Origin of the sequence: Microbulbifer salipaludis (genome assembly GCF_017303155.1) — a bacterium.
Taxonomy (GTDB): Bacteria; Pseudomonadota; Gammaproteobacteria; order Pseudomonadales; family Cellvibrionaceae; genus Microbulbifer; species Microbulbifer salipaludis.
This window is the reverse complement of record NZ_JAEKJR010000001.1, coordinates 831,527-855,981: the sequence shown is the minus strand read 5'-3', so window position 1 is coordinate 855,981 and position 24,455 is coordinate 831,527. Positions and strand designations below refer to the sequence as shown.

Genomic DNA, 24,455 nt, shown 5'->3' with positions numbered 1-24,455 from the left:
GAAATCTAGGCCGAAGCGCACCCCAAGTCAAGCCGGACCCTCGGTCCGGCCCCTGGCGTCAGCCATTACGCATCAGTTGGATGAAGATAGCAGCGGAGAGAGATCGAGGTGGGCGGCGCCAGAGCGGAAGTCGCCAGATTCATCATGGGGCAGCACGCCCAGACACGGTGCCGGCAACACCGTGCGCAGGGTCGCCAGGTTTTCCTCTGCTCGCGGCATGTCACTCTGGGGACCGCGCACAAAGTTGGCGACCCAGCCGGCCAACGGCAGGCCATCGCGGTGAATCGCCTCGGCAGTCAGCAACGCGTGATTGATACACCCCAGCTCCATACTGACCACCAGTATGACCGGCAGCTCCAGGGCCCGTGGCACGTCGGATAAAAACTGGCGCGGCGCCAGCGGCACCCGCCAGCCTCCAGCGCCCTCGATCAGCACCAGATCCGCCTTGCTGCTCATCACCCCGCGGCAGATACCCACCAACCGCGAAGGGTCCAGGCGCCGGCCGGCTTCCATGGCGGCGATATGCGGTGCAATCGCCGGCTCCAGTGCGATCGGATTGACCTGCTCATAGGGCATATCTTCAGTCATCGCCGCCATCAGCGTCAGTGCATCGCTGTTGCGCAGCCCCTCCGGGGTCTGCTCACAACCGGATGCCACCGGCTTCACCGCCGCCGTTTTCAGCCCCTGCGCGCCGGCCGCATGCAGCAACGCCGCAGTGACATAGGTTTTTCCAACCTCGGTATTGGTTCCCGTTACAAAAAACGTGCGAGTCACAAAATCTTCCTCGATTTGTTGGGTGTTTTTCTTTGACGCCTCTTTAATCGTGGTCTACTTGATGATAAATTGACCACATAGCGCAGTAATCACACAACCCTCATCGCCATACAAGGCTGGGGTTAGGATAATTGCCTAACAATACCCCCAGGCTTAGCTTGGGGCGACAGCCTAGGACAGCGCTGTCATAACGCTATTGCGTCACCAAGTCGCACCGCGCAACCACATTTCTCCGCCGGGCAACTCAACCTTGCCAGCAAGCCGAGACGCCCCGCGACGGTCAGGGATGTGGAAGTGCGAAAGCACGGAAGCTGATGTTTAAGCCCCGGAATGACACCATTGATGCCATTACTACCGATGAGAGCCATGCGATACCTAAAACTCAGTCTGATAGCCCTTCTCCTGGTCCCCACCCTGGCACTTGCCAAGATCAAGTCTGTTGACGAGGTCGTGGTGTACAAGTCCAAGCACCTGATGCAGCTGAAACGCAACGGCAAGGTTGTGAAAAGCTACAAGGTAGTCTTCGGCAAAAACCCCGTGGGCCACAAGCAGTACGAGGGTGATTCCCGTACCCCGGAGGGGCGCTACACCCTGAACTGGAAAAAGAAGAACAGCACCTATTATCGCGCCATTCAGGTCTCCTACCCCAACGCGCAAGACCGCGCCCGGGCGAAAAAACTGGGCCGCAGCCCCGGTGGTTCCATCATGATCCACGGCCAGAAGCCGCACTGGAAAGGTATTGAAGACTACCTGACCCGAATGAACTGGACCGATGGCTGTATTGCGGTAACCAACCCGGAAATGGACGAGATCTGGGCGATGGTGGATACCGGTACGCCGATTGAGATTTTCCCGTAAGGTCCTCTGGCTACAGCGTATAAAAGTGTGAATTGAAGGCCGGGGGCTGGGGCAAGTTTTTCGAACCGTCGTCGCCATGGATGGCGGCGCCGGAGCGTACATGGATGTACTCGCAGCGATTCGAAAAACTTGCCCAAGCGCTCGGCCGCCACCGTGTCGGAGATCAGTGCTCCGGAACACCACCGTGGCGGCGAATCACTGGGTGCGGGTTTTCAGGACCGCTGTGAACCCATCCCTGGGCGCTTCGGCACAAACATCCTGTTTGTGACGATCCTGAAAACCCGCACCCAGCAATTCACCTTAAATTTTGACTTCTGCGACTCGAACTTCAGTCTCAGTGCTCTTCCTGATAATACTCCGGCGCCAGGTCATCAAAGCGTGTGTACTTGCCCACAAACGCCGCCCGGCAAGTACCAATCTCACCGTTACGCTGCTTACCGATAATCAGCTCCGCCAGGCCCTTGTCCGGGCTGTCCTCGTTGTAATACTCATCGCGGTAGATAAACAGAATCACATCCGCATCCTGCTCGATCGCCCCGGATTCCCGCAGGTCCGAGTTCATCGGGCGCTTGTTCGGGCGCTGCTCCACCCCCCGGTTCAACTGCGACAACGCAATCACCGGGCACTCGTATTCCTTCGCCAGCGCTTTTAGAGAGCGCGAAATCTCGGAAATTTCCTGGGTACGCCCCTCGGTACTGCCCTTCACCTGCATCAACTGCAGGTAATCCACCATCACCATCGCCGGCATCGCACGGCGCTCCGCATCTTCCCGGCTCAGCTTGGGGTCTGCCCGCATCAGCAGGTTGGTGTGATCGCGTACCGTGCGCTTCACCCGCGCGCGTACCTCACTGGGCGACAGACCCGGGGTATCGTCAATGTACAGCCCCTTGCCCTTCATCTTCTGCACCGCGCTGGACAGCTTGGGCCAGTCGTCCTCCTGCAGCTTGCCGTTACGGATACGCCCCTGATCGATCTTGCCGATGGACGACAACATCCGCATCACCAGACTGTCGGACGGCATCTCCATACTGAACACCAGCGTCGGCTTCTCCTGGCTCAACATGGCCGCCTCGACGAAGTTCAGCGCCAGTGCGGTCTTACCCATGGAGGGACGGGCGGCGAGGATAATCAGTTCACCGGGCTGCCAGCCGGAGGTGCGCTGGTCGAGCTCGGTCAGCCCGGTGCTGAGACCGGTAATATCACCCTCGGACTTGAACAGCTCATCAATCCGCTCAACGGTTTTCTTCAGCAGCGTATCCACGCCGACAAAGCCGCCTTCTTTGGCGCGCCCCTCGGCGATTTCCGCCACCCGGCGCTCGGCCATCTGCAACAGGTCGGCAGACCCCAGTCCACCGGGATTGAAACTGGTTCGGCTGATCTCGCCGGCAGCGGCGATCAACTGGCGCAGCATCGAGCGCTCGCGCACGATCTTGGCGTAGGCCACGATATTGGCCGCGGAGGGGGTATTTTCAGCGAGTTCAGCGAGATAGGCGGGACCGCCGATATCCGCGAGCAAATTGCGGCTGGCGAGGCCTTCGGCCAGGGTGACGATATCCAGCGGCTGCTCACCCCCGGACAGCTCCAGCATCACACCAAAGATGACCCGATGGCTGGCGACAAAGAAGTCCTCTGCACTCAATTGCTCCGCCACCGCATCCAGGCGGCTGGCGTCGAGCATCAGTCCACCCAATACGGATTGCTCGGCCTCTACCGAGTGCGGTAGCGGCGAACTGGACTGGGATTCCTGGGTTTCTTCTTCAGGCGGGGCGTATTCGTTCATCTGTGGGGCTGCTGCCATTCTTCCGAGCGCAAAAACGATTTTACCGGACTCACAAACAAGTCAGGCGCTGGGCTTCCAATGTCGGTCCGAGACCCACAGGGGAAATCCAGCGCCTGATTGTAGCGCGCCTCGAGGGGTAGCGGGAAAATCCGTTACCACACCTCGAAACGGGCTAGGCGTGCTGATCGCGGCAGAAGCTTACTCGGCTTCTACAACAACCTTAACCACGGTGATCACGTCAGAGTGCAGCTGTACGTCTACGTCGTACTCGCCCACTTCGCGCAGTGCACCTTCCGGCAGTTTCACTTCGGCTTTCTCTACAGCAACGCCAGCAGCGGTGATCGCTTCGGCGATGTCACGAGTGCCGATGGAGCCGAACAGCTTGCCTTCGTCGCCAGCGTTAGCGGCGATGGTGACAACCAGGCCTTCCAGCTTGGCAGCGCGGCCTTCGGCTTCGCTTACTTTGGCAGCAGCTGCTGCTTCCAGCTCAGCGCGCTTGGCTTCGAACTCAGCGATGTTCGCTGCGTTGGCCAGAACGGCTTTACCGGTAGGCAACAGGAAGTTGCGGCCGAAACCGGATTTAACTTCAACGCGGTCGCCCACATTGCCCAGTTTGCCTACTTTGTCGAGCAGAATAACTTCCATCTCGGAACCCTCAGTTTCAGTTCTTGTGCGCCGCTCAGCGGTCGTTGCTCGAGCGCGCGCGAATATCAATCCAGCTATCGATCAGGGCCAGTCCGCACAGGAACCCGGCCAGCGGCAGTGCAGCGATCACCAGCGTAATGTACATGGCAATCAGTGGGCCGCGTCCCCAGCCCTTGCGGGCTACCAACCAGTGGATCAGGCAAATACCCGCCACCATGATGGGGAATGCGGCTACCGCACCCCAGAACACAAAGTGCTCACTGACCAGGCAGTACACCCACAGCAACATACCGACGGCAGCCACCGGTAGAGGCATACGCAATGCGTGCATCTCTTCCCGAAAACCGCCGGGGTTATACAGCAATGCCTGCCACCAACGCCCCAGCAGCAGTGCCAGGGTTGCACTGATCACCGATACCCAGGTCAGGTATCCGGTGGCCTGCGCCTCGCTGGCGAATGCATTGCGCACCTGCTGCGCTTCCGGGGTAGTCGCCCCACCGGCGGCCTCATTGACCGCCTGCATCAGGCTGTCCAGCAATCCACCGGACACCTGCGAGGTCACCACAATGCCGAGGCTGGTTGCGATGGTCAGCACCACCAGCGCCCAGCTCCACGCCCGTGTTGCACGCAACACCAGCGCTCCGGCCAGCACCCCCACAAAGTGGGTGATTGCCATACCGGCCATCAGCGGCGACATATAGCCCGCTCCGGTGGCGGCAACCACCGGCAACAGTGCCCAGACCAGCACAAACAGGCCGTCACTACTGCCGCGGCGCAACCCCACCAGTGCCAGCACGGCGGGGCTGATCAGCGGAATACCCACCAGGGTGAGGATTACCGCGCGTAAGCGCGATCGCATGGCAAATTCAGCGATAGCGCGCACTAGATAGCTTCTCTAATTACAACAGTACTTACGAAGCGATTAAGCTTCGTGGCTGTCCGTGTACGGCAGCAGCGCAATGTAACGCGCGCGCTTGACCGCAGTGGCCAGCTGGCGCTGATACTTGGCTTTGGTGCCAGTAATACGGCTCGGTACGATTTTGCCAGTTTCAGAAACGTAGGCTTTCAGGGTATCGAGATCTTTGTAATCGATACGCTTGGTGCCTTCGGCGGTGAAACGGCAGAACTTACGACGACGGAAAAAACGTGCCATCTGACTATCCCCTTACTCTTCGTCTTCAGTGGTGTCGGAAGACTTGTCTTCCTCGGCGCCTTCGGAAGAAGAATCTTCACGGTCGGCGCGCTCGCGACGCTCAGAGCGTTCTGCGCGCGCAGCTTTGCGCTCGCGGGACTCTTTCTCGGCCTTCATGATCGGGCTTTCTTCGGTGATCGCTTCGTCTTCACGGATCACCAGATTGCGCAGCACGGCGTCGTTGTACTTGAAGTTGGTGGTCAGTTCGGCCAGCGCTTCTTCAGTACACTCAACATTCATCAGAATGTAGTGAGCCTTGTGGATCTTGTTGATCGGGTAAGCCAGACGGCGGCGGCCCCAGTCTTCCAGACGGTGAACGTCGCCACCGCTTTCTTTGATGGTCGCAGTGTAACGCTCGACCATGCCGGGCACCTGCTCGCTCTGGTCCGGGTGAACCAGGAATACAATTTCGTAATGACGCATTTTTGCTCCTTACGGGTTAAAACAGCCTCCCGGTTTGGCACTGCCCAGATCCGTGTCTGGATACAGCAGCCGCCCAGTGAGGCAAGGAGTGCGCAACAGCAACCCAGACGGGTGCTCTGCGGGCGGCGTATTCTATGCGCCTGGCGTACTGGTTGCAAGTTGATCGATTCGCTGTCGCGCAGATAGTCTCTTGCGCGGCAGCAGGGGAAACCGCAATGGCGCGGGCAAGCGGGCCGACCTCGAAGTCACTATTTGCGAGACCCCGCCCCGGCCGCCGGGGCACCGCGCTGGAACGGAAGTCGCCGCATCAGTCACGAATAATTGGAAATAAGTTTTGAGGGGGGACTTCGCCCGCCCGTCTTACTTGCAAAGGTCAATAACAATAAGCGGAATCCCGAATTCCGATACAAACATCCCAGTCAAAATAACAATAATCTCCAGGGATCGAAGAATAACAATCAGGACTCACTACGCAGAGGGGCGCCAGCGCCCCTCCATCTCTTTTTCACCCAACAGCAGTTCCTCGCAGCCGCACCCAACTCAGAAGACGTAGCGCACACTCAGGCTGGCTTCGGTTTTTTCGTAGCTGTAGATATCGAAGTTGTCGTCATTGTTCGTGCGAATTACCCGCGCATCCAGCTGCAGGCGTGGCAGCAACTGTACCTCCGCCCCAATCCAACTACGCAGGCGATTGCCTTCCCGGGCCTGCTGCTTGAACTCACCGTCGCTGTCCTGCAACTGGTTGTTGCCGCGGTAGTTGCTCAAACGGTAGTGGCTGCCGGCGTGCAGCGACCAGCCCCACGACAGTGGCAGTTCAGCCTCAACCCCGAAGGTCTGCCGGCGCGGCGAATAACTGTAAAAACCGTCATCTGCGGTAGCCAGGTCCTGGCGGTCGTCCAAATCCAGGCGGTACAGCACATCGATGTCCATGATTGCCAACGGCGCAGCCCAGCGCGCCTCAAATCGCTGGCGCCAGCCATCCAGGTAACGGTAGGTCTCTGTGCCATTAAAATAACTGGGCTGATAAGCCAGCGTCAGCACGCCATTGCCGAACTCCTGCTGCATGCGCCCCACAAGACGCCACTCATTGGTGACACGCTCGCCACCGAGGGAAGCGGTCTCCGCGACGCCCCCCAGCTCCACCCGCCAACCCTGCCAGGGCATATGCCGGGAAATACCCGCATTGAAACTGGTGAGGTTCAGGCTCTCCAGATCGCTGTAACGACGGCCGAAAGCAAACCCATGCAGGCGCCAACCATCTTCTGCGGTCCCCCGCAGGCGGTACTGACCCCAGGCAAACAGCTCGGTGAAGGTATCTGCGCCCACCGAGTCATCGGTAAGCAGCTCATTCTGCAGCGAGTAGGCGTTGCTGTCATAACCCGAGGTCAGGCTCAGCAGCGCCAACCCACGATCCGGATCCTGTTCCGGGGCAGGCTCCGCTCCCGGGGCCCGCGCCAGCGCCGAGAGACGCATCAGCGCCAGGCGACGCAGTTTGGGGGACTCGCTATCGGTAAGATCCCGGTAGTAACCCACTGCGGAAACCGGGCGGCCCTGCTTTTCCGCCATCAACCCCAGCTGCAGGCGCGCCACCTCGCTCCACTCAGGATCTTCCAGCAGCTGCTGAAACTGTGCCTGCGCTGCCTGATAGCGCCCAAGTTTGAATAAGGTCACCCCCAGGTTATAGGTCAGGCTGGGGCCCTGCTGGCCACGCTGACGGGCCTGCTCGAAGTGCGACAATGCGCGCTCGTAGTCCCCGCCCTTAAATGCGGCAGTGCCATTGGCAAACGGCTCTTCGGCAATGGCAGGCGCGGCTACCGCGCCCCACCAGAGCAAGCCGGCGAGCAATTTTGGTGTCAATTCCATTTTCAATACCTCCAAACACAACAGGCCGGGCACACCGCGCCCAGCCCTTAAAAAGAATCATCCACTAACAGGCTTCACCCGCTACCTCTGCAATCGTTAGCCGTCCGTTGCCGCATCCACCGCCGCCGCGGGATCCAGGTCCAGAATGCCCTCGAACAGTTCCTCCAGATCCACTGGCAGGCGGTCCTTCACATCCTCCGGCAGGTTGTCGATGATCTCCCGCACGTCCGCCATCGAGCCCGCATAATCCGCACCGCTCAGGGCGTTCTTCAGGGCCTCTTCCGCGGCCTCGCGGGCAGCGGCCGCATTTTCCTGTGCGCTCAGGGCCGCCGCGTTGGCATTGGCAATCGCCGCCTCACTGCGTGCCATGGCATCGGCGACCAGCGCCGCAATTTCTTCTGCCTTCAGCTTGCCGGCAGCGCGAATTTCCGCCTGCGCCGCTTCCGCATCGGCATTGCCGGCGGCAATCGCGGCGTTGGCTTGCGCCAGACCTTCAGCGGCGGCTTCCGCGGCGAAACTGCTCGACATCTCTGGCAGCTCGATCACATTGATCGCGTCTTCTGCGGTGGCTTCCGCGTCAACCACGGAAACATCGACATCCAGGTCCGCATTCACCCCGACTTCATTGGCCAGCGCATTGCCACCGATCGGAGCGGTAACCATCAGGCCCAGCGCCATCCATGCTTTCAACGTTTTCATAATTCAACCTCATTTGTGTCTTTCAGCGTTGTGTTGGAAGTCAGATCGTTTGCGGCGTCACAGCCGCACCCTGGTTAGCTGGCAAGTCCCCTCTTGCAGGGAACTCCACCGGCACATAAAACTCTTTGCGTGCACCGTCGTGCTCAATGCGGATCAATATCTCATTGCGCTGCCCGGTACGCGCACGCACAGGCAGCGTCAGCCGATTTGCGCCCGCGTTTAGGTTGGTGCGCCAGCTCAACTCCCGCTGGTCACCGTATCCTTCAAGCGCGAGATTTTCCGGAAGAGACACACTGATCAAAGCGCCTTCCATTGCGCGTGCAGCATCCACAGAGACCCGTACCGGGAGCGCTTCTGAGGCTGACGCCTGCACCATCGATGCCTCAACGATGGGCGTGGACGACCGCCACTGCGGCAGCGCCGCAATGACCGCGAACAACACACTGGCGGCCGTAGCCAGCTGCCACTTGCGCACGTTACCCTGCACTGCATTGCGCCGTTTCGGCATTGCCGCATTCAGCACGCGCTCTTCGAAATATTCGCTCGGCTGGGGCGCTGGCATGGTGCGCAGCAGATTTACCAGACGCAGCTCTTCGGCATATTCACGGCACTCACTACAACGATGCAGGTGCTTCAGCAGCACGCTGTTGTTTTCCCTTTGCATCAAGTCCAGTTCGCGACGAGCCTGACAGCAGTTCATCATTTTCATCCTTCCTTCAGAGAGCGATTCCGCCACTCGTTTTGTACCTGAGATAGCGCGCGCATTTTTCTATGGGTTAACACGCAGCGAAGGCTTCAATGGTTCCCGGCTCGAGCACGGATTTCAGTTTTTTTCGCGCCCGGTGCAACCGGGACTTCACGGTGCCCACATTGATATCGAGAATTTCGGCGACTTCCAGCGCGGTATAGCCTTCGACGTCATGTAACAGCACAACATCGCGCCAGGACTCATCCAGGGTGAACAGCGCGCGATTCAGCATGCGCTGTAGCTCGAGTTGTTGATAATGATTGCGCTCGTCTTCCAGACGCTCCTGAAAAAACTGGTCATCACTGACGCAGGGCGCGGTTTCATCAACGGGAGAACGGGCGCGACGGCGGTACAAGTCCACGTAGCGTCGGTAGAGCACTTTGATCAACCAGGGCCCCAACTTTTGCACGGTTGCCAGCTCATCAACACGGGGAAACAGGTGAGTCAGTACATCCTGCACCAGATCTTCCGCATCCGCCCGCTCCTGTGTCCAGCGGTAGGCCATGCGGTGCATCAGACGCAGGTGCGGTCGCACCAGCGCGGTAAAGCAGTCTTCCTTTGCTGCCCTCCCGCGAAAGAAATCAATTAAGGACACCCCATTACTCCTTTCCCCATTCCCACAGTAGCGATTCTCAAGATTTGCCGATTAACACGTATCAGACCCACAAAAGGTTCCCGCAAACATAGCGCGATTAGTGACAGTGTCGAGGAGGAGAGGAGGGGCGGAGAAAGAAAGACGCCGGTAATAGAAAAAACAGGCACCCGATTTCTCGAATCCGGACAGAACGAGAATATGGGTGCCGATCAGGGGGGATTTTTATGGCGCGACATGGCAACAAGGAGCGGCAAAATCGCGCGGATGGAATAACGCAGGCATGACGCTAAGGCGGGGACGGAGCCTAGCCGGCGGAACGCTGCCGCACCGCCTCGAACAGACAGACGCCGGTGGCGACCGACACGTTTAGACTACTGACCTCGCCCGCCATGGGAATATTTACCAGGTGGTCACAGTTTTCCCGGGTCAGGCGGCGCAGGCCGGGACCCTCGGCACCCATTACCAGAGCGAGGGGGCCGGTGAGGGAGGACTGATAGATATTCTGCTGTGCCTCGCCGGCGGCACCGTAAATCCACACGCCCGCCTGTTGCAACATCTGCAGGGTACGCGCGAGATTGGTCACGGTGACAAACGGCAGTACTTCTGCGGCACCGCAGGCAACCTTGCGCGCGGTGGGCGTGAGCCCCGCAGCCTTGTCCTTGGGCGCGATCACCGCATGCACGCCGGCGGCCTCCGCAGAGCGCAGGCAGGCCCCGAGGTTGTGTGGGTCGGTGATACCATCCAGCACCAGCAGGAACGGCGCTTCATTTTTTTCATCCAGCTGCTGCAGCAGGGATTTCAGAAACTGCTCATCGTAAATCTTTGTGTCGCTAACACACACGGCGACCGCACCCTGATGGTTGCCGTCGTCACCGACTTTTTCATCCAGGGCACGCCGATCCACAAAACGGATGACAATATCATTCTGCTCCGCTTGGCGAATAATTTTCTGCAGTTTCTGATCTTTGCGCCCGCGCAACAGCAACAGTTCCTGTACCTGTTGCGGGCTACTTTTCAACAGAGCCTGCACCGCGTGCAGGCCGTAAACCAAATGTTGTGCCACGACTTACTTATTCCCACCTGGTTTCTTCGATAGTTTTTTCTTCAGCTTTTTCTTGGCCTTCTTTTTTGCCGCTCGCGCTGCCGATTCAGCCTTATCCGCTTTTTGAGCAGCCTTGCGCGCCGCAACTGCGGGGCGCTTGCCACCTTTACGCGGTTGCGTTTTCTTCGGCTTGCGTTTTTTCGGGGCCACTTCTGTCGACTCTGCCTCTGCTGGCTGCTCTACTGACGGCGGCACGATTTCTGTTTCTTCGCTACCCACCTTGCGCTTCCGGATCGGCCGCGGCGCGTCTTCGTCGTTTTCCTGCAGGGCTTTCTTTTTCAGACCGGCGCCCCAGGGGCTGGCTTCTTTCTCTTCAGCACTGAAATCCGGCTTCTTGCGGCGCTGGCGTTCCTGCTGAAACTCCACCGCCAATTCCATCGCACGACCACTCACTTCGGTTGACTCCTCACCCTTGCGCAACTTCGCTGCTTTGGGGGCGTTTACTGCTTTCGCCGGTTTCTCGGCCTGGACGTCAGGCCCGGAAGATTTTTTCTCTGCCCTGGGCTTTCGGTATTTGGGGTTTTTATAGCTGGGGCGCGGGTGCAACTCTACAAAGGTGAAGTCGACCTTGCGCTCTTCCAGGTCGACCCGCGCCACCTGCACGGTGACACCGTCCCCGAGATGGAAGCGTGTGCCACTGCGCTCGCCGACGAGGCGCTGCTGGGCCTGCTCAAAGTGGTAGTAGTCTTTGGGCAGTGCCGTGACGTGAATCAGGCCCTCCACATATAAATCATCCAGTTCCACGAACAGGCCAAAGCCGGTGACCGCACTGATCACACCGCGGTAAACCTCGCCCACGTGATCCTGCAGATATTCGCATTTGAGCCAGCTCACCACATCGCGGGTGGCGTCATCGGCGCGACGCTCGGTCATGGAGCAATGCTCACCCAGCTCCACCATGGCCACCGTGCTGTAGGGCAGGATGTCTTCCCGCGCCAGCGCGTGCGCCCCGGGCGCCTGACGCACCTTGTGCGCCACTGCAGCAGGGTTGGCGCTGCCATTGCGGATCAGCCAGCGCAGCCCCCGGTGCAACAGCAGATCCGGGTAGCGTCGAATGGGTGAGGTGAAATGGGCATACGCGCGATAGTCGAGACCGAAGTGGCCGCGATTCTCCGGCTGGTACACCGCCTGATTCATGGAGCGCAGCAACATGGTCTGGATAATGTGGAAATCCGGGCGCCCATCTACCTGCTGCAGTAGCGCCTGGTAATCACTGGGCTGCGGCTCACTGCCACCGTCCAGGCGCAGCCCCAGCTCACCCAGGTACTCGCGCAGGTTCTCCAGACGCTCCTGCTTGGGAATATCGTGCACCCGATACAGCGCCGGCAGTTCCGCCGTCTCCATCAACTCCGCCGCGCATACATTCGCGGCGAGCATGCACTCCTCGATCATTTTGTGCGCGTCGTTACGCTGCACCGGCACGATGCGTTCGATCTTGCGCGTGGCGTCAAACAGGATGCGGGTTTCCGTGGTTTCAAAATCGATTGCACCGCGACGGTCGCGGGCGCCCCGCAGGGCGCCGTAGAGATCGCGCAGGTTGTCGATATGGGGAACCAGGGCGGCAAACTGCTTGCGGATGCCGCTGTCGCGATTGTCCCGCTCGTCGACCATTTCACCCACCTGGGTATAGGTGAAGCGCGCATGACTGCGCATCAGACCCTCGAAGAACTGGTAGCCGAGGATGCTCCCGGACTGGTCGATGCGCATCTCGCACACCATGCACAGCCGATCCACTTCCGGGTTCAGGGAACAGAGCCCATTGGAGAGTTTCTCCGGCAGCATCGGCACCACAAAATCCGGGAAATACACCGAGTTACCGCGCTGGTGCGCCTCTACATCCAGCGGCGTGCCCACGGCCACGTAGTGGGATACGTCGGCAATGGCAACCAGCAACTTCCAGTTACCATCCGGCAGCACCTCGCAGTAAACAGCATCGTCAAAGTCCCGCGCGTCTTCACCGTCGATGGTGACCAGAGGCAGCTGGCGCAGGTCGACACGCGCCTTTTTGTCCTCTTCCAGCACCTCGTCGGCGATACCTTCTACCTGCGCCAGTACCGCGGCAGGCCAGGTATGCGGAATACCGTAGTTGCGGATGGCAACATCGATCTCCATGCCCGGTGCCAGGTGGTCGCCGAGCACCTCCGCCACCTCCCCGTGGGGCAGCGCATTGCGTCCCGGCTGTGCGGTGATATTCACCACCACATACTGGCCACTCTGGGCGTCGGCACACTTGCCCTCGGGCACCATCACATCCAGGGTCATGCGCGGATTATCCGGGCGCACGAAACAGATACCGTCCTCCCGATACAGGCGCCCGGCGAGCTGGTGGGTGTTGTGTTTGATGACCCGCACCACGGCGCCCTCACGCTTGCCGCGAAAGCCGCCGGGGGTTTCCCGCACCAGCACCTCGTCGCCGTCAAACACCTTGCGCATCTGGCGGTGGGACAGGAACAGGTCATCACTGCCGTCTCCGGGGGAGACGAAACCAAAGCCATCGCGATGGCCTATGACCCGCCCGCGCACCAGGCTCATTTTGTCGAGCACGCCGAAATCCCCGGCGCGGTTGCTGGCAATCTGGCCGTCGCGGGACATGGCAATCAGCCGCCGCCGCACGCCCTCGCGGCGATCCTCATCGTCGATGGACAGCAGGTCGGCAACCGCTTCCCAGGAAACAGGCCCGGCCTGCTGCTCCAGCAGGTCCAGTAAAAACTCGCGACTGGGGACGGGTTTTGCGTATTTTTCCGCCTCGCGTTCGGCGTGGGGGTCGGCGACCGTTCCAGCGCTGTCAGCGGGGGGAGTGTTTGATTTGTCTTGTGTCAAAACAGCTTCCATTGTTCTGCGATCGACCGTGCAGTCTGCACAGCCCCGGCATGCACGCGGCGCAGCGGTATTCGAGTGGGTGCAACCAGAAGTGGCGAATGCCGGGAGCGGCCCTTAGCCACCCGAAACGTTGCACATTGCCGCGAGTATAAGCGATTTGCGGGCAATTCCCGACCCGCTTTTGCAGTTGCCGCCAGCGACCAGCCTGGCCGCGCGGGGCCCTGCCGCCCCGATGGCACAAAAGGCAACAAAAACCGTTGACACCCCGCAACCAACTCAATATAGTGCGCGTCCTCAACGGAGCACACCGTTGATTTGCCCAGGTGGCGGAATTGGTAGACGCGCTAGCTTCAGGTGCTAGTGACCGCAAGGTCGTGGAAGTTCAAGTCTTCTCCTGGGCACCATATCTGCAAAAAAGGCCGACTCGCGAGAGTCGGCCTTTTTTTGTGCGCGCCGGGGTCAAGCCCCGGCCGGGGGCAAGGTTATCGCCCCCCCACCGCCGCGGAAGTTTCGCGCCGACGCTTCTCCTCTTCATCCTCCTCCATGGGTATCAGCGCCCCTCCCTGCAGCCGCACTTCCGGCAAATTCAGCACATCCACGCCCAGACTGTACGGAGCCACCTCGGTGAAGATACCCGGATCCAGCTGCGCAATATCATCCACCGGGTTCTGCACCGCAGACTTCAACCCCTGAGCGGTCTCGTTACTGGCAATGGAGACACCCTTGTTACCGATGGCGGCAAACAGTGGCATCCGCCCCTCGAACGCCGGCTCGTAATAAAACAGCGAAACGATATCCACGGACTCGGTGACATTGAACCGCAATGGGTTGACTACGGTGCCTATATTGCCCCAGCGCTGTTGCGCGGTGCCGATCACCGCGGTACCCGCAGTAATGTGGGTCTCGCGAACGCTCTCAGCTGTCAACAGGCCAAAGTTTGCACTGGCAAGGGCCAGATTCCCGCGGCCTACGTTAATCTGGCCGATAACCAGGTCGTCGGCTTCCACAATCGATACATCGATATTGCCGCCGCTGGCACGCAGTGACAGGGACTGGAGGTCGGACTCGATATCCAGATCGCCGGCCAGGGTGAAGTCGGCATTGGCGGCCTTGAGGGAGCCACCGATGGTTTGTGTAGTGCTGCTGACCAGAACCAAATCGCCAGTACTGTCGTATGCCAGCGCCATATCGCCACCAATAAACTCGACACCGGCACTACCACCATCGTAGGTGAAGTCCATTTGCTGGCTCGAAACCAGATCCAGGCCACCGGCACTATCCTGCAACGACTCGAAACCGCCAAAGGTAAATTCACCCACCTGGTTTTGCGCGTCAGAGTTTCCGGTGATCCGCCACTGCTGCTTCGCCGCCAGCTGCATCTGCAGCTGGTCGCTACCAGAGCCCCCAAGAAGCTGCGTGGGCTGGACGCCTGCCAGAATCTGCAGCAGGTCGTCACCGGCGCCCAGCGACAGGCTGTCGAGCAGCGCTCCGCTCATCACTACGGTGTCATTTCCAGCGCCGGTATCCAGTGAGACCAGGGCGCCGCCATTCAGATTGAAGGTATCGACTCCGCTTCCAGCAACGATCTGCTCAAAACCGCTGAAGCCCACTGAGGACTGCTCAGTAGCAACGCTGCCACCGCTAGCCCCCAGGGTCCAGCTCATATCACCGTCAAACCCGTACAGGGTATCGCTGCCACTCCCCGCGCTGATGGAATCCAAGCCGGCGAAACTGACCCCGCCCATTTGCAGGCGCTGCGGACCGGTCATCAGGTAATCGGCACCGAAGGTGGGGCCGTCATAAGCACCGGTAGTCTGTACTTGTTCCAGGTTCTCGAACAGCACGGTGATGGAGTCGACAACAGCGACCGCCGCGCCCTCAACCAAGGCTGCATCCTGCTCCAGCGAACGCCAATTAGCCCCGCTGCTGGCGACGGTATCGACACCACCGGCGGCGTCAATACGACCAATACCATCGAAATCGATACCGGCGACGGTAATACCACCATCGCCTGACAGGTTGAATGTATCCGCTGCTGAGGTGCCAATCAGGGAATCCGCACCACCATTACCGGTCACCTGGCTGACCCCGCTGAAATCGATGCCGTCGACACTCAACCCACCGGATTCTCCGGCGAGGACAAACTGCTCGTCCGCACTGGTGCCAGTCAGGCTGGCACTGTCCGTCACCACTCGATCGATACCATTGAAGGTTACCCCGTTGGCGGATACCCGCGCGCCGCTCGCCAACTGCCAGCTATCGGCACCGCTGACCACCTCGTTATCCCCTTCACCACCGGCAAATACCTCCGCGACACTGACAAACAGCAGATCGAATACAGAAATTTCACTGCTATCCGCACTCAGCGCAAAGCTTTCGGCCGTCGTGTTTTGGGTAGCATCGATGACTGCGGACTGGGTGGCGATCTGATCGATCCCGCGGAAGGTCACACCTGCCGTGCTTGCGCTCCCCGCACTATTTCCCAGAGTCCAGCGCACACCGCTGGCGCTCGTTACCCGATCCGACCCCGCCCCTGCGTTGACGTCCGTAATACCCGCAAAATGGATGCCCCCTGCCTGCAGGCCTCCATCGGAAGCCAGTGCGTACTGGGTATCGGTATCCGCACCGTCGAGAATGCCATTGCCGCCACTGGCCTGCTCCATTTCACTGAAGGCAATGGCGGCATGGGACACGGAACCAGATTCAGTGCCCAACTGCCAGCCGCTGTCAGCGGCACCCACTATCGTATCGCTGCCGCCGGCGCCCGTTACTGAAGACACATCGCCGAATGTCATACCGAGACTGGTAAGCGCACCGTTTCCGGTTACGGTAAATTCGTCAGCGCCGCCGGTGCCGGTCAATGCACCGGTGGCGGTCACCACGCCGACGCCACTCACGCGGATATCGCCACTGGTCACCGCGTTGGCGCCCGACAACGTGACGCTATTCCAGGCCTCCAGCGCAGTCACATCATCTTCCAACGCCAGGCGCTGCAGCCCACTGAACGTGGAGGCACCGGACGCGACTGTGCCACTGGCGGTGATGCTTGCGCTTGCCTGCCCGCTCACCGACAGGCTCACACCCTGCCCAACGTAGCTTTCCACTTCGCTGAACTGGATACCGTCGTGGCTAACGCTATTGTCGCCAGCCAGCGCGTATCCCTGCCCCGCACGGGAGATCACTTCGTCGTCTTCGCCAGCGCCCGCGGAGACGGTGCCCAGATTCCGGAAAGCGATACCACTCACGGTGAGGGCGCCACTGCCCGACAACACAAACTGTTCGGCGCTGGTGCTTCCAACCAGGGTGGAGGTGCTCACGCTGTCGATGCCGGTAAAGTTCATCGCACTGCTGCTGAACGCTCCGTCAGCCCCCGCCAGCTCGACGCTGGAAATAGCGCTGACATCGTCGCTACCTACGCCACCTTCAACCGCGGTTACACCATCGAACTGAACGCTGTCGGCAGTCAGTGCGCCATTGCCCGTTACTGCAAAGGTATGCCCACCATCATCACCGACAACACGCCCGGAGCCACCGGAGAACGCCTCGATACCGGAGATCGACACACCATTGTGCTGAAGGCTCGCGGTATTTTCTGCAAGCTGCCAGTCCCCACTGATGGCACTGCTGAAACTATCCTCGCCCGCGCCACCGGCGAGTGTGGCGACCCCATCAAACTGGATACCGGCAACATTGATTGCGCCATCACTGGCAAGCGTAAATACGTCTGCCCCCGTACTGCCGGTCAGTGTACCGGTGGTCGCCTGCGCAATACCCAGCAGGCCAAGTGTATCCGCAAGTAATTCTCCCGCTGTGTCGGACAAGGTCAGTCCACTGTATGCGCTGGCATCCAGGGTGTTGTCCGCCGACACGCCGTCCACAAACGTCATATCGTTGACGGTGAGCAATCCTGCGGAGATGCTGCCGTCGCTGTTCAAGATAAAGTCGTCGGCACCACTGGTCCCGTACAACCCTCCATTAAGGGCATTGAGGATTTCCACGTTCAGGAAAGTTATGCCATTGTTTTCGGCACTGCTGTCTCCCAGCAATGTCCAGTCCGCGCCACTGAACCCGGTCACAGTATCGGTACCACCCAACCCATCCACGCGGGTAGAGGAGCCAATTTCCAATCCATTGACGGTGACACTGCCGTCAGCGTTAAACAGGATGTCATCGTCGCGGTTGGTAGCTCCCACAACGCCAACATCAAGGATGTCGATATCGTAAAATACGATACCCTCGGCGGTCACAAAATCACCATCTTCGCTCATGTCCGCAGAGCCGGCGGAACGAATCGTATTGGTGCCATCGTTGCCATTGACCTGGCTCAGCCCCGAGAGATTCAGGGCCGCCACGGTGATCGCACCATCGCCAGCTATCTGGAAGGTCTCATCCGCAGCGGAGCCATCAAGCTCTGCCAGTACGGCGGAGTTCAGAGCGGCAAAGGTCAGCCCCGCCGCAGTCCGCAGTTCACCATCGGCGCCGGTCAGGGCCAGCGCATCGCTGTAACCGCTCGCATCCAGCTGGTCGCCAGTAGTGGCGGGGTTAGTGATGGCATCGTAGGTCGAGCCGTTGCCGAGCACTTCACTCAGGCCGGTAAATGCCATGTCCCCGTATGAAACGGTTGCGCCATCGGCTTCGCTGCCGATCAGGGTGAAAGTATCGTCGCCGCCGGTGCCGGTGACCGTAGCAGCATCGGTATCAATGCTGCTGAAGCCGTCAAAGGTCACGCTATTACTGCTCTGTGCAGAGTCTGCATCCACCAGTGTCCAATTGATGCCGCCGGCACTCTCAACGCTGTTGCCGGTACCACCGGCGGTGACGCTGGTGACCCCGGCAAACTGAATCAGGCGAGCAGTGATGCTGTCGCTGGTCAGTGCGAATACATCGGTCCCGGCACTGCCGATCAGTGACGCGGTATCGGCCGATATCAGACCACTGAAGGTGACATCATCGGCGATGACCTCCCGCGCATTGCCAGTGAGAGTCAGACCCGCGACAAAAGCGGTGGCATCGAGGTTGGCGTCGTCATCCGGAGCACTGAAGCGCTCCACCTCGCTGAACACGATGCCGTCGTGGTTAACCGATTTATCCACATTCAGCGTGAAGTCCTGGCCGCCGCGAGATACCACCTGGTCCTCTTGATCGGCCCCGGAGCCTGCGCTGACGTTGCTCAGACCGGTGAACTCAATGCCTGCGACCTCAAGAGCACCACTGCCCTGCAAGGTGTAGGTTTCCGCTGCAGTGCTGCCCCGAAGGTCGGACGCAGTGGCTTGATCAATGCCAGCAAACTCAATTGCGCTGGTATTGAAAGCGCCGTCCGATCCCGCCAGGGTAACTTCGGCGATGGCTGTTACCTCGTCCGTGCCAGTGCCCGCATCGACATCGCTGACACCACTGAACTGGTGTGTGCCATCAACGATCACTGCATTGTCAGCAGTAACTTCAAATGCGTGCCCACTGTTGTGCCCCTTAATCGCGCCGGAGTTACCGGTGAAGGTGTTGATGCCTTCAATTAACAGGTCGCGTCCAGTTGCGCGCTCAAAGATAACGCTGGACAGGTTTTCTGCCAGCACCCAGTCGCCAGTGGAAACACTGTTGAAACGATCGGAGCCGCCGTTGCCGTTGAGTTCGGCAACGCCGTAGAAGTTGTAGCCCACGTATGTGCTTACGGTCAGCGTGTCGTCAGCCAGATTGAAGGCTTCCTGACCTGCCGTGCCGTTTACAATTTCGGTGGTAATCTCGGTGATACCGGTAACGGACAGTCCGCCGGCATCCAGCTGTCCGAAGGTATCGGTCAGGCTAATGCCTGTATCAAAGGCACTGGCATTCAGGCTATCTACACCGCCATTGCCATGCAGAGACGTCATGTCAGATATGGTCATACTGTCCGCAAAGGTGACGCCGCCATTCGCGTTCAGTGTGAAACTATCGGCACCGGTGGTTCCCAGCAGGCCGCCATTGACCGCCGCTAGTGTCTCCGCATTGATAAAAGTAATGCCATTGTTTTCCGCACTGGTGCTACTCAGTAGCTGCCAGTCCTGGCCATCCATGCCGGTAACGCTGTCGTTATCGCCGCCGCGTGCGTCAATAGATGTGACATTTTCAACCGTAATGCCATTGACAGTCAGAATGCCGGAGTCATCGAATGCGATGGTATCGTCGTCATTGGTGGCTTCCAGAGTGGCCGCTTCGATGGTCCCCAAGTCATAGAACTGTATCCCGCTGCTACTGACATAGCCGCTTTCCATGGTCGGCGTATCGATGGCAACAAGCCTGTCGTTGCCGCCTTCACCGTGGACCTCGGTAAGACCGGAAATATTCAAACCGGCAACCGTCAATGCACCTGAATCGCTTACGGCGAAAATCTCTGCATTGTCGGTTGCAGTCAGATTGGCGAGAGTCGCTGAATTTAGGCCCTCGAACGTCAGCGAACCTGCAACGTGCAATTCACCGTCGCTGCCGGTTAGGGCCAGTGCATCGCTGTAGCCGCTGGCATCCAGCTGGTCACCGATCGCGGTGGGGTTGATGATGACATCATAGGTCGAACCGTTACCGAGCACCTCGCTCAGGCCGGTAAATACCATGCTACCGAAACCGACGGTAGCCCCATCGGCTTGGCTGCCTGTCAGTGTAAAGGTATCGTCGCCTGCGGTGCCGGTGAGCGTGGCCGCATCCGCATTGATGCTACTGAAGCCGTCGAAGGTAATTCCATTGCTGCTCTCGGCAGAATTCGTATCAAGAAGAGTCCAGTGGATATTACTATCACTGGAAACACTATCGCTACTCGCACCTGCAGTAACCGAGGTGAAACCACTAAATTCGTATCCGGAATATCCGGAAACATCCAGCGCTCCGCCATTCCCCAGGGTGAAGGTTTCCTGCGCATCACTACCCTGAAGTTCACCATTAGAGGCAACAACGTCCCATGCACCCGAGAAAACAATGGAGGCATTGCTTACACTACCGCTACCCAGGGCCCAGATACCAGAACCTGCGACTTGGTCATTACCGGACCCTTCGATACTTGAAAGGCCGGTAAATGTGAACGCACCGCTATCGAGGTCCGCGTTATTTTCGGAGTTCACATCCAGGACAACATTCTGCCCATTGGTATCAACTGTTGCGACACGCGTGGAACCAAAACCGGAAAAGGCGATACCGTTATCAACGGAGAAACCAACCTCATTTTCAGCCCCGGCGAGATGCGAATAAATCTTGCTGCCACTCGCGTCGTCGAGATAGAGCACCGCCAATCCGGAGGCCCGTTCCGAAAAAGTGTCGTTTCCGTCAGAGATCACTTCTTGCAGCTCCCCGAAAAGCATTCCGTTAACGGTTACTGTCTGCGAATCGTTATTAGAGCCGATCACGAAGTCATGCTGGGTAATCGCATTAGTAGATGCGGTCACTTTGTTAGCGGTAATACTGGAGATATCGGAAATGGTCAGGTTGCCGGCGACCACTTCGAGCACATTGTCGGTGAGAGTCAAACCATCCGAAAAGGCAGAGGCATCCAGAGAAGGATCGCGTGCAGCACCACCGTCAAATCCCAAACCTTTCTGCAGCATGGCAAGACCGTTAAAAGTGGTATTTGCAACGGTGACGCCGCCGTCAGATTCAATAGTGAAACTCTCACCGACATTGAAGTCCAGAGTGCCGCCGGAAGTGTTGATGGTATCGAAACCGATAACACTAACCCCGGAACTACTTAAAAAATATATACCGGATTCAGCGGCGCTATTCAGGGTCCAACTGTCATTCCAATTAACAACCTCTGTTCCATTTTCAGTGCCCTGAATCATCAGCAAATCATAGAACCTGATATTGCTACCACTGGCATCAAAATAGTCATTCGTTCCATCGTTCTCGATGGAAAATGTGGTAGTTCCGGCATCATCGCGTGCCGCAAGAAGATCAGAAGTTACGCTACTCAACCCTGAAAATACTGTCCCAGTGCTGCCGTTCGCATCCGTAAGGAGCGCGACACTATTGTTATCGGCACCTATGACAACTCCGTATTCATATCCAGAAGCATCCAGAACACTAGCACTCGAACCGCCACCCGGTGAGACAGTCACCAAATCAGTAAATAGAATTTCGTGAATTCCGACATAACCTTCGCTATTAACAGAAAAGTTATTTTCGATATTTCTTTCGGCTGCAAGGTCTGCACCATTCGAGGTAACCGTCCAAGCTCCGGTAAAATTGATTCTCTTATTACTTGCACCAGCACCGCCTACTTCCCAGTCACCGGTCGAAGAAAGTGTATTTCCAGAAGCACCGATTACGTCATCCAGGTCATGAATTTCTAGCTTGACCTCTGTGAAAGTGGGGTCAGTTAACTCAGCGCTATTATTTTCGACCACAGATAAAGCGATTCCGCCGGCTTGCGCAGTATCTATCAGCGACACCCTGACATCCGACAAACCAATAAACTTGACCCCACTATCGTCACTGGCGGTATCAACAAAAACCTCTGCCGCTACATTGTTATCATCCTTAAGGTAAGCACCTGAGAGACCCAGCGCATTCAATTCACCGCCGGACTCTACTTTGCTGATGCCATTGAATGTCAATGTGTTGCCAGTAAACTCCATGTTATTTGCCACGGCAACGGTAGTGCCACTGCTCACATTGAAGAAGTAGCTATTACCACCACCGACAATGTTTCCTGAACCACCGGAAAATAAATCGATATTTTCAATCGTGAGATTTCCGCCGTGGGTGACACTGGCGAGATTTTCTGCAAGCACCCAGTCGCCGTCGGCAGCACTCTGGAAACTATCAGAGCCGCCATTGCCGTTCAGGTTCGTAACGTCGTAGAAGTTATACCCGGTATATGTGTCGACGCTCAGAGTAGCGCCGGCAACCAGATCGAAGGCTTCTTGGTTCGTCGAACCAGTCAATGTGCCGGTGGTGATCTCTGTTATGCCGGCAATAACCAGTCCATCGGCGTCCAGCAGCTCACCGGCGTTGTCGGTGAGACTGACTCCTGGACCGAAGGCACTAGCGTCAATAGCATCCAGGCCCCCGAGACCATTCACAGCATCGAGGTTCTCGAAAATTACGTCATCGTATTCAACCTTCCCATCGACAGATAGGGTGAACGCATCGTCGGCAACACCATCAGCTGCGTTATTTCCAAAGAGCGTGACCCCTTCACCAACCAAAACGCCATCGGCATCTGTGATAGATGCAATACTTGTTGACAAGTCACCTTTAAGGTTTGTTACTCCGCCGCTCAAGTCAATTTCCGAAATTGAGGAAATGGCGCTGACATCAAAGTGATGATTTCCGCCCAGGTTGGTTATGGCCAGAGTGTTTGCGGACTGGAGATCCCCGAGGCTACTAACAGTTGGTGGGCTGTCCTCTGCAACATTTAGCGCGCCTACATCCAATGAGAAATTTCCAACATCAACATCAGCGCTGTTTCTGAAACCATTAACTGCTATTACGTTCAGGCTGCCATTAATTGCGGTTACTGCCTGTCCGGAGGTCAGCGTCACAGTGTCTTGAGATTCGAGATTAAGAGAAGATTCCCCACGCCAAACCAAACCCGCCTCAACGGTAAGAGTCTCGGCACTCGCATCAATCGTTACCGCAGCGTTGTCATCCAGTGCGCCAACGACCGCGGCAGAGCTGATACAGTTGCCGGCGCAGTCAACACCATCCAGAGCCACAGATTGCGTGGTAACCTGCCACTCCCCACCACTAGCAGCATCTGCATCATCGGTAACCACGGACACCGTGGATGCGCCAGAAATGACCGATTCAGAGATAGTTTTGACCGTACCGCCGGTACTACCCGAACCGTTACCGGTACTACTAATGGTTCCATCCAGAGTCAGACTCTGAGATGCGCTCACGGTGATATCACCACCATCCGCCACTGTATCAATCACCGTAACCGGATCGGTATTGGTGTAGGTATTTGCGTCCGCAATCAACGCACTATCGGTCCCGAGAGTAATCTCCTCGGCAGTAACGTTGATTGTTCCGGCAACAGCATTCTCAACTTCACCGTTACTGACGGTCAGCGATCCATTATTGTGAATCGTTGCAGAACCTGGCCCGTAGGCTCCCAGGGTGATCGTCCCTCCACTGGTATCGATACCGGTCGCGATTACAGTGCCTGTGTTGTTTACTGCTGCGCCGACAAGTGACCTGGCTGCGCGCGCCTCCATCACCACCTGCACGGCTTCTAGATTACCGGAGTTAATAACATCAAGACCCTCGCCAAATTCGATATCGGCAGCCTCTTCGCTGATAGCAACGCCAGTGACAAGTCCGCCTGCCAGGGTAAGGGTCATTCTCTCGCCAGCATGGAAATTGATACTACCGGTGACCAGCTCTCCGTTTTCTGCCGCCGTCAGATCACGGGCGTTCGAAACGCTGGCGCCAATTAACGTGATACCGCCAGGCGCGAAAATCTGGTCGCCGGCGGCAACGCTCACTGTGGCTGCCGCATCACCCAACGTGAATTCGTAATCCCCATCTGCACCCGCGATGTTGCCGTTCATCGCTGCAGCGGTGAGCGCTGCCACACTCACCACCGAATTCTCACCAAAAAGTACGCCTCGGGGATTAATCAATACGACATGACCATTGGAGCTCAGAGTCCCGAAAATTTCTGTGCTTCCCTCAAGAACCCGGTTGATCACCATTGCCGATGGATCGAAGTCTCCACTGACACCGGTAAAATTAAACTTAGCGCTTTCGTCTGCTTCGATAACAAAATCGGCCCAATCGATATGGGCAAACTGCCCATCGATGGCATATTCGTAATTCAACGAGCCGACACCAGTATTATCAGTCACTGTGCCTACCACAACGTTCATACCACTAGGCCCAGCCATGGCAAACTGGGGCATGGTTAGCGTGATGCCGGCTAGACCAGATACACTCACTGCAATAGAAAGCAAATTTCTTTTCATATTCATGATTCTTGCCACTTAGCTC

At 58.0% G+C, this 24,455-nt stretch carries 14 protein-coding genes and 1 tRNA gene; 2 read left to right on the top strand and 13 right to left on the bottom strand.

Annotated features, from left to right (window positions below; genetic code table 11):
- Window positions 1-72 precede the first annotated feature (72 nt).
- Window positions 73-774 carry a dethiobiotin synthase gene (gene bioD / locus JF535_RS03535; RefSeq protein WP_206999159.1) on the bottom strand — a complete coding sequence of 234 codons (702 nt, stop codon included), beginning with the start codon at window positions 772-774 and terminating at the stop codon, window positions 73-75.
- A gap of 366 nt (window positions 775-1,140) precedes the next feature.
- On the opposite strand from bioD, the gene JF535_RS03530 reads away from it, so the two are divergent.
- Window positions 1,141-1,632, top strand: coding sequence for a L,D-transpeptidase family protein (locus JF535_RS03530; RefSeq protein ID WP_066962089.1), 492 nt, complete (start codon window positions 1,141-1,143; stop codon window positions 1,630-1,632).
- Between the two features lie 334 nt (window positions 1,633-1,966).
- On the opposite strand, the gene dnaB is transcribed toward JF535_RS03530, so the two are convergent.
- The 11 genes from dnaB to rnr all read right to left on the bottom strand — a co-directional run bounded on the left by dnaB (window position 1,967) and on the right by rnr (window position 13,511).
- Window positions 1,967-3,412 carry a replicative DNA helicase gene (gene dnaB / locus JF535_RS03525; protein WP_206999157.1) on the bottom strand — a complete coding sequence of 482 codons (1,446 nt, stop codon included), beginning with the start codon at window positions 3,410-3,412 and terminating at the stop codon, window positions 1,967-1,969.
- Window positions 3,413-3,610: 198 nt separating this feature from the next.
- Window positions 3,611-4,057: a 50S ribosomal protein L9 gene (gene rplI, locus JF535_RS03520; RefSeq protein ID WP_206999155.1), complete on the bottom strand. Its 447-nt coding sequence runs from the start codon at window positions 4,055-4,057 to the stop codon at window positions 3,611-3,613.
- A 34-nt stretch (window positions 4,058-4,091) separates the two neighbouring features.
- Complete coding sequence (locus tag JF535_RS03515) at window positions 4,092-4,916, bottom strand: YybS family protein (protein ID WP_242523573.1); 825 nt, start codon at window positions 4,914-4,916, stop codon at window positions 4,092-4,094.
- Window positions 4,917-4,979: 63 nt separating this feature from the next.
- Entirely contained in the window at window positions 4,980-5,210 is a 231-nt protein-coding gene (rpsR, locus tag JF535_RS03510) for a 30S ribosomal protein S18 (RefSeq protein ID WP_066960629.1), read from the bottom strand.
- Window positions 5,211-5,222: 12 nt separating this feature from the next.
- Window positions 5,223-5,672: a 30S ribosomal protein S6 gene (gene rpsF / locus JF535_RS03505; protein ID WP_066960626.1), complete on the bottom strand. Its 450-nt coding sequence runs from the start codon at window positions 5,670-5,672 to the stop codon at window positions 5,223-5,225.
- Between the two features lie 540 nt (window positions 5,673-6,212).
- Window positions 6,213-7,535 carry a tetratricopeptide repeat protein gene (locus JF535_RS03500; RefSeq protein ID WP_206999151.1) on the bottom strand — a complete coding sequence of 441 codons (1,323 nt, stop codon included), beginning with the start codon at window positions 7,533-7,535 and terminating at the stop codon, window positions 6,213-6,215.
- Window positions 7,536-7,631: 96 nt separating this feature from the next.
- The gene (locus JF535_RS03495; RefSeq protein WP_153039102.1) at window positions 7,632-8,234 is read right to left on the bottom strand and encodes a hypothetical protein; all 603 of its coding nucleotides are present in this window, start codon (window positions 8,232-8,234) and stop codon (window positions 7,632-7,634) included.
- A gap of 40 nt (window positions 8,235-8,274) precedes the next feature.
- Window positions 8,275-8,937: an anti-sigma factor family protein gene (locus JF535_RS03490; RefSeq protein WP_206999149.1), complete on the bottom strand. Its 663-nt coding sequence runs from the start codon at window positions 8,935-8,937 to the stop codon at window positions 8,275-8,277.
- Window positions 8,938-9,010: 73 nt separating this feature from the next.
- Window positions 9,011-9,577, bottom strand: a complete 567-nt coding sequence (locus JF535_RS03485) for an RNA polymerase sigma factor (protein ID WP_082859184.1) — start codon at window positions 9,575-9,577, stop codon at window positions 9,011-9,013.
- A 304-nt stretch (window positions 9,578-9,881) separates the two neighbouring features.
- Window positions 9,882-10,640 carry a 23S rRNA (guanosine(2251)-2'-O)-methyltransferase RlmB gene (gene rlmB, locus JF535_RS03480; RefSeq protein ID WP_206999147.1) on the bottom strand — a complete coding sequence of 253 codons (759 nt, stop codon included), beginning with the start codon at window positions 10,638-10,640 and terminating at the stop codon, window positions 9,882-9,884.
- 3 nt (window positions 10,641-10,643) lie between these two features.
- The gene (rnr, locus tag JF535_RS03475) at window positions 10,644-13,511 is read right to left on the bottom strand and encodes a ribonuclease R (RefSeq protein ID WP_206999145.1); all 2,868 of its coding nucleotides are present in this window, start codon (window positions 13,509-13,511) and stop codon (window positions 10,644-10,646) included.
- Between the two features lie 305 nt (window positions 13,512-13,816).
- On the opposite strand from rnr, the gene JF535_RS03470 reads away from it, so the two are divergent.
- Window positions 13,817-13,903 (top strand) — tRNA-Leu (locus JF535_RS03470).
- A gap of 78 nt (window positions 13,904-13,981) precedes the next feature.
- On the opposite strand, the gene JF535_RS03465 is transcribed toward JF535_RS03470, so the two are convergent.
- On the bottom strand, window positions 13,982-24,313 hold the full coding sequence (locus JF535_RS03465; RefSeq protein ID WP_206999143.1) for a filamentous hemagglutinin N-terminal domain-containing protein: 10,332 nt from the start codon (window positions 24,311-24,313) through the stop codon (window positions 13,982-13,984).
- Window positions 24,314-24,455: the final 142 nt, after the last annotated feature.